Here is a 13,997-nt window from a genome sequence, read left to right as displayed (position 1 = left end):
TGAATCAGGAGTGTCTTACAATGAAAACAATTGATGAGGCAAAATACGCGGACTTAGTGGTCCAATGGCTTCAAGAGAAGGTTGGCGGCGCGAAGGCCAAGGGCGTTGTGCTCGGATTGAGCGGGGGTTTAGACTCCGCAGTAATGGCCGTCTTGGCCAAAAGAGCCTTTCCCATGGATACCCTTGGACTGATTATGCCGTGTCACAGTCAAGGGGAAGATGCGGAACATGCTCTGGAATTAGCCCGTCAATTTCAGATAAAGACCAAGACAGTTGATCTGACACCAGTCTATGACCTTCTTGCCCATACCCTAGAAGAAGCTGCCGAGACCAAAGGGACTCAGCTAGACGTAGCTTTGGGCAATATTAAGTCAAGGTTGCGCATGAACACGCTGTATTATTTTGCCGCGGCATATAACTATCTTGTAGTCGGTGCTACAAACAAAAGTGAACTGATGACAGGATATTTCACCAAACACGGTGACTCTGGCGTTGACTTGCTGCCCATTGCTCAATTGGTCAAAGCGGAGGTTCGACAGTTAGCAGAGTATCTCCAGGTGCCAAGCATGATTATCCAAAAACCACCCTCCGCCGGATTCTGGCCAGGACAAACCGATGAGGACGAGATGGGAGTCACTTATGAGGAACTGGACAGCTACCTACGCGATGGTGATGGCTCCCAAGATACAGTAAGGACAATCATCGATCTGCAGACAAGGACTGAGCATAAGCGAGCCTTCCCGATGATGCCCGAGTTTCCCCTACCGTATATCAAATCATGACCGAGAGAAAAAAGGGTCGGATCCCATTACCTGCTGGGAGACCGACCCTTCTAATACTACTCCATTGGTCTAGGCGGCAACTTTAGTCTTGGCGTGCTTAACCACCATTTTACGCCGCCACATCACAACTAATCCCACAAGCAACGGTATCAGGGCCACAACAAAGATCACCCAGAGGTCATCATCTTGGATCCACCGCAGTTCCCGAACACTTCCCGGTACCACATCGCCATTGGCATCTACAAACCGCAGCTGCCAAGTTCCTTGGTTATCCGTAAGGTCCAACTTGTAACCTTCAAAGGTGGCAGTTCTACCTGTCATTCCTTCAGCTTCTGGGTCAAATTCAACCACGTTGTAGCCTAGGGCGTATCCCGATGTCTGCTCCACATAGTAGGGTTTTTTCGAGATCTCCTGGACGACCTTACCATCATGAAGCACCTGGAGAGTTAGACCTGGCATTTCCTCAAGCTGTACCCAAAGCCCCATCCCTTTAGTTCCCTGTCCAGCTAAGGGACTGTGCAAGGAGAGCATCCTAATATAGTAGAACCGATCGTATTCCTTGCTTTCAAAGGGCAGCATATAAAAGGCCGTCTCATCTTTAACATAGATCACTTGACTAATGTCATTGGACAGTAGGAACTGATTCCAACGGCTGTCCGGCCTCATTTGGTACCCAAGGCCCGTCCGTCGATGGGAGTAGACTACTAGTTTCCGTGCGCTATCGGCTACTTCCTGTCCTTCGGTATCTAGCATACGGATTTTGTACTCACCCGGGGGCAGGTTTAACACAAAGGCAGCCTGTGGCTTATACACATAGAACTTGGGCATCTCGGGCTGTACTGGTGGTTCGGGAATCTCCTCTGGTTTTTTGGGAATCCCCGTCTCCTGTACTTCCTTAAGCATTTCTGTCATCAACGCATCCCAAGCTGCCTTATCATCGTAAAACTGCCGCACAGCATTCCAGTAGTTGTCCATGGCCGTTTGGTATTCCTGATACTTAATAGTGGCCTCTTCATCAAAGGCCAGGTGCACCTGCCCCTGGCCATAGGACTCAGTGTAATACGTGGTGTAATCCCTTTTTTCCAGGGTTTCATACAATTTACCTCCCTGGTAGATCTCAAGGGTACCATCAACAACTTCCCGGTACTCCATCCAGTTGGCCTTGTATTCACCGGTGATCGGCCAATAATAAACCTCTGTTTCAGCGGTGTGAATAATATTGTTATGGTCTGCGATCAGATAGATCGTATCTGCCTGGCGTGGAGCAATGGTGCCTTCTAATGTCATGCCAGTCCAAGCGCTAATCCCATAACACATCTGCCATTCCTTGGTTGGGGGTACGGCACCTGCGGGAACACAAATCGCTGCTAGAACAATACTTGTCAGCAAAGCAATTAGTAAGGTGTTTTTACTCATCGTTTTACCCCCCTCTTGTTAAAACAAACAATGGACGCAACTAGAAGCACAAGACTATAGACCAGGGTCTGACCGATACTTACTAGGTAATTACTTACCTCATGCAACGCAGCGGCATCAAATCCTCTTTGCAGATAGGCAAAAGGTGATACCCAGGCCAAAACAGTATTGACTGCCTGAAGGATTACCCGCAAATAGGTCTGGGTCATCGTCAGTTGGTCACCTGGAATGTTAACAAGTACATTATAGCCTAAGGAAAACCCTAGAAAGAAAATGACTAATGCTAGAAAAACAATGATGGACGAACGGATCCGCCCGATGAGTGAAGAGATAAAAATACCAAAGGAAACCATCGCACCCGCCACAAACACTGAAAAGATTAGCATGAGTAGGAAGGTGACGGAAAACCCAATGTTAGTGAAACTCCCAGCGATAACAAAGTACACTGCGAAAAATACCAACATGGTCACGAAGGTCATGATTTGTTCGATGAATCTGCCAAAAACATAGGAAACACTATCCACAGGACCATAAAACAGCACCTCTAGGGTTCCTGTTTCCCTTTCTCTGGCAATAGCCATGGCAGAGCAAAGGGCCAGATAGGTTGTCCCTAAGGCGACCGCGAAAAACAGAGCAAGGGTCAGTGGACTTGCGATGACCGTTGCCTTAATATCGGCCACTCCTGATAGAGAGCTCTTTAGTACAAAAGCCGCAATAACAAGGGATAGAGCCATGACGAAGTATATCCCTGGCTTGTACCACGTGTCCTTCCATTCCCTGGTACTAATCAGCTTAGCGGCATGGAACCGACGCGACATTGTACTCATGCTGCTCCCTCCTTTGTCAACATGGAAAGGTTCTTTTCGGTAATCGTCACAAAGGCATCTTCCAGGCTTATTTCCTTAACCTGCATGCCTAAAACAAGACCCTGTTTGCTGGCAATAGCTTGGGCGATCTCTGCCCTTCCGTCAATCTCAGGCTTAACCTTAATCACTAGGTAGTTGCCCTCTGTCTCGACACTAAGGACTACATCCATCTCTTGCACAGCTTGTACTAACTCATCGGTAACAGTGGCCAATTCAACGACGATCTCCCGTTCTTCGGCAATCCGCCGCTTCACCTGATCCATTGAATCCTCAATTAATAGCCTTCCCTTGTTCATAATGCCCACCCGATCACAAGTCCGCTCAACTTCGGAAAGGATATGACTGGACAACAGAACCGTTACACCCCGCTCTTTTTCCTCCGTGATGATGTCACGGATTTCCTTGATACCGTAAGGGTCAAGACTGTTAACTGGCTCATCTAGAATCAGAAGCTCTGGATCGTGCAAAAGCACCCGGGCAAAACTCAGTTTTTGCTTCATTCCCTTGGAGTAGCCTCCAAGAAATGCCGAGCGCCGATCCCATAGGTTGACCCGGGACAGGACCTCTTGTACCTTCTTTTCAGGATTTGGCACTTGGTATAACCGGGCAAAGAAGTTTAGGTATTCGTACGCGGTCATTTCTTCATACAAATAATGGAATTCTGCTAGTACACCCATCCGCAGCTTAACGCCAAAGTAGTTATCCTTGATCTGTTCACCAAATAACCAGCATTTTCCGTAGGTGGGCGGAAGCAAACCTAGGATCATCATAATCGTGGTTGTCTTCCCCGCACCGTTGGGTCCGAGAAATCCGTAGATCTCGCCCTTCTGTACGTGAATGTTCAAGTCCTTGACCGCGGTTAGAGCATCATACCGCTTGGTCAGGTTCTCGGTACGAATCATGCAGCAATTACCTCCCCCAGATATATATTTGATCATTAGTAAATCTAGCCTTTCGACCTTTGTCCTTCGTGCACGCGTGCCAAATAGGCCTGTCAGTACCCACTAATACATGAAAACAGTATATCAAAGTTGACCCATCTTTGCAACTAAGCTAAAGCGTGCAAACTATTGACAGTATTGCACCAAGAGGGTCTCCAGGGGAGGGCTTAACCAACATAAATAAAAGCTATGCGAAAGAGCATCGGCGTCTTGTGATATCTCTATTTGCTTCTAGTCTGTCTTCCGCATATAATATGCATAGAAGCTGCAAATAGTAGGATGTGATCCGTTTGGCGAAATCAGAAGGGATTAAGGTCATTTCGGAAAACCGCAAAGCCCGACATGATTACCATATAGAGGAAACCTTCGAGGCTGGTATTGTGCTTACCGGAACCGAGGTCAAGTCCTTAAGACTTGGTCGGGCAAATTTAAAAGACAGCTATGCCGGAGTTGAAACCGGCGAGGTTTTCCTGTATAATTGTCACATAAGTACCTATGATCAAGGAAACCGATTTAATCATGAGCCAAAACGTAAGCGTAAGCTGTTGTTGCACAAGCGTGAGATTAATCGGCTTATTGGTCAGACAAAGCAAAAGGGTTATACTTTAGTGCCTCTTCGCTTGTATTTTAGCCGAGGTTTGGTTAAGATAGAGCTGGCCTTAGCTAAGGGAAAGCGAAGCTTCGATAAGCGAGAAGACATCGCGAAAAGAGACGCCCAGCGTCAGATTTCAAGGGCACTAAAGGAAAAACAGCAAGCATAATTTCCTGGGGGTGTATTAGACTCGACACAGGTAGAAGGAACATCGGTAGCGAGTCGAGGTCCCGTGCCTCGTTAAACAGCGGGAACAAACAATAACTGCCAATAACGCAGACTACGCACTGGCTGCTTAAGTAGCCACGCCCCCTTGCATCACGCCTGCAGGATGCAAGAGTGGGTGTCATCTTATGCAGGCTACCTCGGCCAAAAGCCTTTAAGGCAGAGGGAATCCTAAAAGGCTAGCTTACAGCAGATCGGGCCCTTACGAGTTGCTGGGAGCGAATTCAAAATAAGGGCTATGCTCGTAGAGACCGGTGTGGCTTTGCTTGTGGACAGCGGTGCAATTCCGCTCACCTCCACCAAACTTTGAATTTAAAGCAAGGCAGTCTCAGCCTTGCTTTTTTGCTAACATTGAATAAGAAGCGAGACTTATCTATGGAACAACACATGCTAACTCGGAATGCACATTTGGCCTTGTTGCTTCTGGGAATACTAATGAACATCATCGGGCCGACTTTGCCCTTTGTAATTGCAGACTACGAAATTTCATTGTTAACGGCCGGAACGGTGTTTACGCTGATGTCAGTGGGACGACTCATTGCGGTGTTGTTTGGCGGCTCCATCTCGGATATCTACGGTCGTAAGCCGCTAATTGTCTTTGGTTCCATGCTTCTGTCCTTGAGTTTAGCCGGATATGGATTGGCAAAGACCTGGCTCAGTCATCTGTTCTTCATCTTTACCACGGGCCTAAGCTACGGCCTTTTAGACATCGCGGTTAATGCCCTGATTGCAGACCTGTATCCCGAAAACCGGGGCTATGCCTTAAACAGATTACACGCCTTTTTCGGAATTGGTTCCTGTCTTGGATCCCTGATTGCAGGTATCTACCTATCCATGAGCACCAATTGGCGGGCGTTGTTTTTCATCATCGCCGCCTGTGCGCTCCTTTACTGCATATCATCTTGTTGCCTCATCTATCCGCAGGCAGACTCCTCCACAAGCAGGAAACTAGATCCAAGCGTGGTCCGCGCCATTGGCGGAAATATTGCCTTTTGGCTTTTAGCTATCACCATGTTTGCCTATACAGGGGTGGGACATGGCATTGTGGGATGGCTTAATCAGTATCTGTCGGCTACCTTTACCTTTACTCCCTTAGCCGCTTCCTTGGTTCTCTCCTTATATAATCTTGGGTTATCCGCTGGCCGGTTAACCTGCAGTCGCTTATCTTCTAGCCTTGGGTATAGAGGGACAATCTTGCTGTGTACCGGAGGAGCCGCTGTGTTTTTAGGTATGGCTGTGTTCGGCCAAGCATTACCTCTAATTACCATCGGGTTCATGCTAACCGGATTTTTCTTAGCCGGCTTATTTCCCACAGCAATCGCCATGGGAAGCGATCTGTTCCCACAATCCATAGGCACAGTCTCCGGCCTTTTGATTACCAGCGCCTCCTTAGGCGGCATGGTTATTCCCGCTGGTATTGGAGCGATTTCAGACCATGCAGGAATGGTTAAGGGAATGGGAACAACTTGTGTGATCCTGGTTTTGGTATTTGCAATTAGCCTCAAGCTTCCAAGATCAAAAAAAGCGGGCCACCGCCCGCCTGCCGACCTGAAGGGTTAAAGAAAAATCGCCATAACCACAGATAACCCCATAAAACAAACCGCTAATACCTTCGTTGCCTTCTCCAATATTTCTATGGAACCTTTCTTCCTGGAGAAAAGTTGAGCACCCCCACCAATCGAGCCGAGACCCTCTCCAGCACTTGGCTGCAAAAGGACAACCACAATTAGGCTTAGGGAAATCAACCACTGTAATACAGAAAGCACCGTTGCCACAAAAACCACCTCCGCTAGAGCCTATTGTACCACACCTTAGGAAACAAGCACAAGATGTTTGACATCCTGTGCTTGTCATCTGTCATACTACCGAAGATTGTAAAATGCATCCTTGCCCAAATACTCGGCTGTATCCCCTAGCTCCTCTTCAATGCGCAGCAGCTGGTTATACTTGGCAACTCGATCCGTCCGGCTAGGTGCACCAGTCTTAATTTGACCGGCATTGGTAGCTACAGCAATATCTGCAATGGTAACATCCTCTGTCTCCCCGGACCGATGGGAAATAACCGCCGTATAGCCAGCCCGTTTGGCCATTTCCACAGCATCAAGGGTCTCGGTAATCGTCCCGATTTGGTTAACCTTCACCAAAATTGAGTTACCTACACCTAATTCAATACCTCGGGATAGACGCTTGGTATTGGTTACAAACAAATCGTCGCCCACAATCTGTAGCTTCTTACCCAAAGAGGCAGTGGCCTTGCCCCAGCTATCCCACTCTTCTTCACTCAAGGGGTCTTCAATCGAGATAATCGGATACTTGCTGACCAAGGACTCGTAAAAGGCAATCATCTCATCAGGAGTCCTAGTCACACCTTCTCCTTCAAAGTGGTACTTACCATTGGCAAACATCTCCGTTGAGGCCACATCCAGAGCAATCATTACATCTTCACCGGGCGCATAGCCGGCCCGTTCAATGGCTTCGAGAATAACTTCAATGGCTTCCTCGTTGGATTTCAGATTAGGAGCAAAGCCGCCTTCATCACCAACGGCCGTATTCAAGCCCTTCTCCTTCAGGACGCTTCTAAGGCTGTGAAAAACCTCGGCACCCATACGCAGAGCTTCGGAGAACCGCTTGGCTCCCACGGGCATCACCATGAACTCCTGGATATCCACGTTGTTATCTGCATGTTCCCCACCGTTGAGAATGTTCATCATCGGCACAGGAAGCACCTTGCCGTTTACACCGCCCAAATAGCGGTACAAGGGTAAGCCTAGGGAGTTAGCCGCAGCTTTAGCCACCGCCATGGAAACACCCAAGATCGCATTGGCGCCAAGTTTGCCCTTATTATCCGTACCGTCTAGTTCGCACAAAAAGGTGTCGATACCCACCTGATCAACAGCGTCCCACCCGATCAGTTCCTCAGCGATCTTCTCATTGACATTGTTGACTGCCTTAAGTACGCCTTTACCGAGATAATGATCCTTATCCCCATCTCTTAGCTCAACAGCTTCAAAGGCACCAGTGGATGCTCCCGAGGGAACCGCGGCACGACCCATGCTACCATCGGCCAGATAGACTTCTACTTCCACGGTGGGGTTACCCCTTGAATCCAGAATCTGTCTTGCGATTACACCATCAATAATGGTCATTGTTTTGCCTCCTTTGTAATCAAAGATTCGCCCTTCATAATAATGGGCTGATCTATGTTTAGCAATTCCAAAATGGTAGGAGCCACATCGGCCAGTATTCCAGAACGCATTTGTACCTTATCCTTTAGTTTATCACAGATTAGTATGGCTGGTACAGGATTACTGGTATGGGCTGTATGAGGTTTACCGGTATCCGGATCCACCATTTGCTCCGCATTTCCATGATCGGCAATCACTAGTAGACATCCACCGGCATCTTGTACCGCCTGGACAACTTTGCCTAAGCATTCATCCACCGCGGCCACCGCCTTAAGGGCAGCTTCCATTACACCGGTATGCCCCACCATGTCCAGGTTAGCATAATTTAGGACAATAAGGTCAACACCCTTTTGGATCTCTTCAAGAACTGCCTCGGTTACCTTTGGTGCACTCATCTCTGGCTGCAGATCATAGGTGGCCACCTTCGGAGAGGGAATCAAGCGTCTTCGCTCCCCCGGGAACTCCACTTCCTGACCCCCGTTGAAAAAGAAGGTAACATGGGCATATTTCTCTGTCTCAGCGATCCGCAGTTGGGTAAGACCTGCGTCACTGACGACCTTCCCTAGAGTAGTCTCTGGCTCATCGGGCATAAAAGCAAAGGGAATCTCCAAATCCTCCGCATACTGCGTAAAGGAAGTAAAGTGAACCTTAGGCCACTTTTCTCTTTGAAACCCTTGGAAATCCTCCCGGACAAAGGAGTAAGTTAACTGCCTAGCCCGATCACTTCGAAAGTTGAAGAAGATAACCGCATCATTGTCCTCAATCACAGCAGTGGGCTTTCCCTCCTGACCAATGACTGTAGGCAGGACAAACTCGTCGGTTTCATCGGCATCGTAGGCATCTAAAACAGCTTGCACAGGATCCTCGGCCATCCGTCCTTTCCCAAGGACCATAGCATCATAGGCTAGGTTTAGGCGCTCCCAACGATTATCCCGGTCCATCGCATAGTACCGACCGGAAACAGTAGCGATACGTCCCACCCCTATTTCCCTCATTTGCTCTTCTAGTCCCTTGACATACTCCAAGGCACTCTTTGGTGGTACATCTCGCCCATCAAGAAAGCAGTGGACAAAAACTTGGGAAAGTCCCGCATCCTTTGCCATTTTCAGCAAGGCATACAAATGATTACTGTGGCTGTGCACACCACCTGGGGACACCAACCCCATCAGATGTAGTGCCCCATCGTTGTCTTTGGCATGTTTGATGGCCCCAAGAAGGGCATCGTTGGCAAAAAACGAGCCGTCCCTAATCGCAACATTAATTCTTTCAACGTGCTGGTAGACAATCCGCCCTGCACCAATATTGAGGTGACCAACATTAGAATCCCCCATCTGTCCTTCCATAAGACCAACGGAGGGACCCGAGGCCGAAAGAAATGAATGGGGGTAAGTATTCCAATACTGATCAAGATTCGGCGTATGGCCTTGTGCCACCGCATTACCATGTGTCTCCTCGCTGTAACCCCATCCATCCAGGATCACCAGCGCAACAGGTCTCATACCCACTGTCTTCCTCCCTTGCATTAACACACCGACTTTGCTCCTGCGGCCACAATGGTCATAAAGGCAGTTGCATCCAAACTCGCTCCGCCCACCAAACATCCATCAATCTCGGGCTGCTGCATGATCTCCTCGGCATTGTTAGCTTTAACGCTACCACCGTACTGAATACGAATAGCATCGGCCACTTTTCCGTCGTACAGTTTGGCAACAGTATCCCGGATGATGCCAATGACTCGATTGGCTTCCTCTGAGGTGGCCGTCTTTCCTGTACCAATGGCCCAAACTGGCTCATAGGCAATCACAATATTTGCGAGCTGCTCCCCTGACACATCCCGCAGGCCAGCCTGCAATTGACCAATAACCACTTGCTCTGTTAGGTCTTGCTCTCTTTGTTCTAAGGTCTCCCCGACACACATAATGGGTTTTAGACCATATTTTAGCGCAGCCTTTACCTTTGTATTTACATCCTGATCGGTTTCATGAAAGTACTGCCGCCGCTCCGAGTGACCGACCACCACGTACTCACACCCAACATCAAGAAGCATTGTTGGAGATATCTCACCGGTATAGGCGCCTTTTTCCTCCCAGAATAGGTTCTGGGCGCCAAGTTTCACATTAGTGTCCTTGATCATATCATAAACCTTCGATAAAGCCGTAAAAACCGGAATTACGACCACTTCAACGTTATCGTATGTAGCCGTCAATTCAGCTACTTTCTTACTTAGTTGCTCGGCTTCTTCGATGGTACCGTTCATTTTCCAGTTCCCTGCAATAATCGGTTGCCGCATCAGTTGGCTTCCCCCCCACCTAACGTAGTTCTACGACCCTCCACCTAAAGGGTGGAGGGTTAGGAATTACTGGCGATCCTTTAGCGCCTCAACACCAGGCAGCGCTTTCCCCTCCAAGAACTCTAGGGAAGCACCTCCACCGGTGGACACATGAGTAATCTTCTCCGCCAACCCCGCCTTTTCCACCGCGGCTGCGGAATCCCCTCCACCGATAATCGTTACAGCATCAGCATCTGCTAAGGCCTGGGCTACTTCAAAGGTCCCCTTAGCAAAGGCATCCATCTCGAATACCCCCATGGGACCATTCCAAACCACTGTCTTTGCTCGCTTAATCACTCTAGCAAACTGGGCTCTGGTCTTTGGCCCAATATCTAGGCCCATCCAGTCCGCAGGAATCTCCTTAACATCGACGGTCTTATGGGGGCTATCAGGGGCAAACTCCTGAGCTACCACCACATCAACAGGCAAAAACATGTTGACCCCCTTCTTTTCCGCCAGATCCATCAGTTCCTTGGCAAGTCCTAAACCGTCTTCATCCAACAAAGAATTACCAATCTCCAAGCCTTGGGCCTTGAGGAAGGTATAGGCCATACCGCCACCAATGAGTAAGGAATCTACCTTAGACAATAGGTTTTGGATAACACCAATCTTATCCTTTACCTTCGCCCCACCTAAAATGGCTACAAAGGGCCGCTCAGGGTTTTCTAGGGCCTTACCCATCACGGAGATTTCCTTTTCCATCAGGAAACCGGCTACCCCCGGAATATGTTTTGCTACCCCTTCGGTGGAGGCATGCGCCCGATGGGCGGCCCCAAAGGCATCATTCACATAGATATCCGCAATGCTGGCCAACTGTTGGGCAAAGGCGGCGGCATTTTTCTCTTCTTCCCCGTGGAAACGAAGGTTCTCCAAAAGAACGACATCCTTCGCCTCCATTTTCGCCACAACTTCCTCCACAACTGGGCCAACACAGTCATCAACCTTGGTGACTTCCTGGTTCAAAAGCTCGCTTAGCCTTTTAGCAACTGGATCCAGACGGAGCTCAGAAACCACTTTGCCCTTCGGCCGACCGAGATGGGAACACAATACAACCTTGGCTCCCTGTTCGATCAGGTAAGTAATGGTAGGCAAGGCAGCTTGAATGCGGTTATCATCGGTAATCTGCCCATCCTGCATCGGTACGTTAAAATCCACCCGCACAAGGACCGTTTTATTCTTCACATCAATATCCCGGACGCTCATCTTCTGCACAGCAATCACCTCCGCAAGAAATGACCGGGTAGACGCTACCCGGTCCATGCACAAACACTTACGCCTTTTTGGCCATGAACTTCGCTAGGTCAGCGACGCGTAGGGAATATGCCCACTCGTTATCATACCAAGCAACAACCTTGACAAAGTTGCCACCCAAAGTATTGGTGAGCTGACCATCGACAATAGCTGAATTGCTGTTTCCCTTGTAATCCATGGAGACCAAGGGATCCTCGGTATAGCCCAAGACACCGGCCAAGGGACCATCAGCTGCTTTCTTCAACGCAGCGTTGATCTCCTCTGCAGTAGCTGTCTTCTCTAGTTCACAGGTAAGATCCACAATGGATACATCGGGGGTCGGAACCCGCATGGCAAAACCGTCCAATTTACCCTTCAACTCTGGCAGTACTAGGCCAACAGCCACCGCTGCACCCGTGGTTGTGGGGATAATGCTCATCGCTGCAGCTCGGGCCCTTCGTAGATCCTTATGAGGTAAATCCAGGATCTGCTGGTCATTGGTATAGGAGTGAACGGTGGTCATAAAGCCCCGTTTGATTCCGAAGTTCTCATGGACAACCTTAGCTACAGGAGCTAGACAGTTGGTGGTACAAGAAGCATTGGAAACCACGTGATGATTAGCCGGGTCATATTGTGCTTCGTTTACACCCATGACGATCGTGATATCCTCGTTTTTCGCCGGAGCGGTAATGATTACTTTCTTGGCCCCAGCATCGAGGTGCCATTGTGCTTGATCCCTCTTCCGAAATACACCAGTGGACTCTACAACAACATCCACACCTAATTCCTTCCAAGGCAAGACTGCGGGATTCTTTTCAGAGAAAATCTTGATCTCTTTCCCGTCAACGACGATCGCGTTGTCGGTTGCGGAAACTTCGGCATCAAAGATACCATGTACTGAGTCATACTTGAGTAGATGCGCAAGGGTCTTAGCATCAGTCAGATCATTGATCGCCACAAACTCCAAATCGGGATCCTTGAACGCACCTCTTAGTACATTCCGTCCAATCCGACCAAATCCATTAATCGCAATCTTAATTGCCATCATACTCTCTCCTTCCTGTTGATTAAGTAACAACCCCAAACCCCTTGGGTATATAGGATCAGCCCTTTCCACCAGTTAGTCTGGCGTGAATCTGTCGGGCAGCTCCTTCGTCTGTAATAAGTACATCCTGATAACCATGGGCAAGCACGGATACTACAGCATCAGCTTTAGTATGCCCTCCGCCGACGGCTACCACAAGACCAATGTTGGCAAGGTCATGAAAATGTAAACCAGCACTGGTAACCGAATGAACAATCTGGCCTTCTTCATTGAAATAATAACCGAAGGCTTCCCCCACCGCACCGCTGTCAAACAGCTTCTTTCTTTGCTCCATACTCAAGGCTCGTCTTCTAGCCATCTCCTGGGCAGTACCGATCCCATGGAGAACCATATCCGCAGAACGGATTAAGTCCACGATCTCTCTTACCTTAGGCTCATTGCAAATCGTGGAAAGTACCTCTTGATCAAGATCATCGGGTACATGAAGCAGTCGGTAGGTACCTCCTAAGTGGTTGGCAAAGGCAGCAGCTATGGTATTGGCCTGCAGCTCTACGTTCTCTCCAAGTCCCCCCCGCCCGGGTACGACAACTACTTCCTTCTTATCCTGCAGAGGCGGTAGGTATCGTGCCACTTCCGCCAAGGTTGTCCCACCAGTGACTACCAGAACCTGCCCGCCCTCAAGACGTTTGAGCAGAAACTGCACCGTAGCCTTGGCGATTTCCTTCTTAATCGTCTCATCACGATCGGAATCGCCGGGAACAACTAGGACTTCCTTTAGGTTAAGCAGTTTTTCAACGCTTCTCTCCAACTCTCCCAATCCCAAAAGATCATGCAAAAAGTCGGTGAGCCTTGCTAGGATGAGCTCGCCTTCAGAAGTTAACCGCATCCCTAATGGGTCCGGTTCGACAAGCCCCTGTTGTCTTAAAACCTCTACCTCCCGGCGAATGGTCCGCTCACTAAAATCCAATTTCGCAGCGAGGGCACGTCGTCCTACCGGCTGAGAAAAGTAGATATTCCGAAGGATAATGTACCTTCGTTCTATCAACTCCCTGCTTTCGGGTACAACGGTTTGCATCACTTCTACTTTCTCCATAAACTAGGCAGCAAATACGTTCGGTATCTACTGCAACATTCCCCCCTGGACAAAGCTCCGGGATAAAGCACGCCCCGCTACGGCCCAAAATTGTCCCACACCCGGGACATTTAGCCGTCAAGGTAAATTATACCCGAGGTGAGTTTATTTGTCTAGGTCCAAAGCGATCCCGAGTGAGTCAACGATTAGCGGGTAGAGGCTCCATCTCCAAGTCGGCTCGGTTCCTTACGTGCTAGAAAGTGGTACCTTCATTGAGTCTGTTGAACAGGTTCGACAATCCACCAGACGAAGTC

At 49.0% G+C, this 13,997-nt stretch carries 13 protein-coding genes and 1 other RNA gene; 4 read left to right on the top strand and 10 right to left on the bottom strand.

All coding sequences use genetic code 11. The features are described 5' to 3' along the window. The first annotated feature begins 20 nt into the window (after window positions 1-20). Window positions 21-782, top strand: a complete 762-nt coding sequence (nadE, locus tag M0Q40_03440; protein MCK9221670.1) for an NAD(+) synthase — start codon at window positions 21-23, stop codon at window positions 780-782. Between the two features lie 69 nt (window positions 783-851). Here the strand turns inward: nadE and M0Q40_03435 are convergent, their stop codons facing one another. The 3 genes from M0Q40_03435 to M0Q40_03425 are packed head-to-tail and all read right to left on the bottom strand — an operon-like array spanning window position 852 to window position 3,966. Beyond that, window positions 852-2,198: a hypothetical protein gene (locus M0Q40_03435; protein MCK9221669.1), complete on the bottom strand. Its 1,347-nt coding sequence runs from the start codon at window positions 2,196-2,198 to the stop codon at window positions 852-854. Continuing rightward, on the bottom strand, window positions 2,195-3,025 hold the full coding sequence (locus M0Q40_03430; GenBank protein MCK9221668.1) for an ABC transporter permease: 831 nt from the start codon (window positions 3,023-3,025) through the stop codon (window positions 2,195-2,197). Before M0Q40_03430 ends, M0Q40_03435 begins: the two co-directional genes overlap by 4 nt. Continuing rightward, complete coding sequence (locus M0Q40_03425) at window positions 3,022-3,966, bottom strand: ABC transporter ATP-binding protein (GenBank protein MCK9221667.1); 945 nt, start codon at window positions 3,964-3,966, stop codon at window positions 3,022-3,024. The genes M0Q40_03430 and M0Q40_03425 overlap by 4 nt, the downstream gene beginning before the upstream one ends. A 329-nt stretch (window positions 3,967-4,295) precedes the next feature. On the opposite strand from M0Q40_03425, the gene smpB reads away from it, so the two are divergent. From smpB to M0Q40_03410, 3 genes are all read left to right on the top strand, one after another. Then, complete coding sequence (gene smpB, locus M0Q40_03420) at window positions 4,296-4,766, top strand: SsrA-binding protein SmpB (protein MCK9221666.1); 471 nt, start codon at window positions 4,296-4,298, stop codon at window positions 4,764-4,766. 6 nt (window positions 4,767-4,772) lie between these two features. After that, window positions 4,773-5,124, top strand: a transfer-messenger RNA (tmRNA) gene (ssrA, locus tag M0Q40_03415). Window positions 5,125-5,197: 73 nt separating this feature from the next. Further along, window positions 5,198-6,382: an MFS transporter gene (locus M0Q40_03410; protein ID MCK9221665.1), complete on the top strand. Its 1,185-nt coding sequence runs from the start codon at window positions 5,198-5,200 to the stop codon at window positions 6,380-6,382. Here M0Q40_03410 and secG read toward each other — a convergent pair. The 7 genes from secG to M0Q40_03375 all read right to left on the bottom strand — a co-directional run bounded on the left by secG (window position 6,379) and on the right by M0Q40_03375 (window position 13,686). Then, window positions 6,379-6,597: a preprotein translocase subunit SecG gene (gene secG, locus M0Q40_03405; GenBank protein ID MCK9221664.1), complete on the bottom strand. Its 219-nt coding sequence runs from the start codon at window positions 6,595-6,597 to the stop codon at window positions 6,379-6,381. The genes M0Q40_03410 and secG overlap by 4 nt on opposite strands. An 87-nt stretch (window positions 6,598-6,684) precedes the next feature. After that, the gene (eno, locus tag M0Q40_03400; GenBank protein MCK9221663.1) at window positions 6,685-7,968 is read right to left on the bottom strand and encodes a phosphopyruvate hydratase; all 1,284 of its coding nucleotides are present in this window, start codon (window positions 7,966-7,968) and stop codon (window positions 6,685-6,687) included. Next, entirely contained in the window at window positions 7,965-9,506 is a 1,542-nt protein-coding gene (gene gpmI, locus M0Q40_03395) for a 2,3-bisphosphoglycerate-independent phosphoglycerate mutase (GenBank protein ID MCK9221662.1), read from the bottom strand. The genes eno and gpmI overlap by 4 nt, the downstream gene beginning before the upstream one ends. A gap of 23 nt (window positions 9,507-9,529) precedes the next feature. After that, complete coding sequence (tpiA, locus tag M0Q40_03390; protein ID MCK9221661.1) at window positions 9,530-10,297, bottom strand: triose-phosphate isomerase; 768 nt, start codon at window positions 10,295-10,297, stop codon at window positions 9,530-9,532. Window positions 10,298-10,363: 66 nt separating this feature from the next. After that, entirely contained in the window at window positions 10,364-11,548 is a 1,185-nt protein-coding gene (locus tag M0Q40_03385) for a phosphoglycerate kinase (GenBank protein ID MCK9221660.1), read from the bottom strand. Between the two features lie 58 nt (window positions 11,549-11,606). Beyond that, window positions 11,607-12,611, bottom strand: coding sequence for a type I glyceraldehyde-3-phosphate dehydrogenase (gene gap / locus M0Q40_03380; GenBank protein ID MCK9221659.1), 1,005 nt, complete (start codon window positions 12,609-12,611; stop codon window positions 11,607-11,609). Window positions 12,612-12,669: 58 nt separating this feature from the next. Further along, a complete protein-coding gene (locus tag M0Q40_03375; protein MCK9221658.1) occupies window positions 12,670-13,686 on the bottom strand; it encodes a hypothetical protein in 1,017 nt (338 codons plus the stop codon). Between the last annotated feature and the right edge of the window lie 311 nt (window positions 13,687-13,997).

This window comes from Limnochordia bacterium, assembly GCA_023230925.1.
GTDB lineage: Bacteria > Bacillota > Limnochordia > DUMW01 > DUMW01 > JALNWK01.
This window is presented reverse-complemented; position numbering and strand designations above follow the sequence as displayed.